Raw genomic sequence first — 219 nt, 5'->3', positions numbered from 1 at the left:
GTTATATGCGGGCCAATTGGTTGTGCGGTAGATTTTGTGTGTAGGCTTCTTCATTTGAAAATTATATCGCTGAAAAAGCCTTTACAGATAGGTTTGTGCAACAAAGCCCCTCCATACTAATCGATACCCTATGCGCAAGTACCTTGCGGCTATGCCAATCAATCACAGCACATAAATAAACAAAGCCTTTTGCCATAGGGATATACGTTATATCCGTAC

1 pseudogene is annotated in these 219 nt (G+C 41.1%); it reads right to left on the bottom strand.

From position 1 onward, the window contains the following. Positions 1-100: 100 nt before the first annotated feature. Positions 101-219, bottom strand: a pseudogene (locus WFH18_RS18375) (IS3-like element ISAcsp5 family transposase); the annotation flags it as partial.

The sequence above is a fragment of the Acinetobacter sp. USHLN143 genome (genome assembly GCF_037145695.1).
Classification (GTDB): domain Bacteria; phylum Pseudomonadota; class Gammaproteobacteria; order Pseudomonadales; family Moraxellaceae; genus Acinetobacter; species Acinetobacter fasciculus.
The sequence above is the reverse complement of the archived record's forward strand: the minus strand, read 5'-3'. Positions and strand labels throughout refer to the sequence as shown.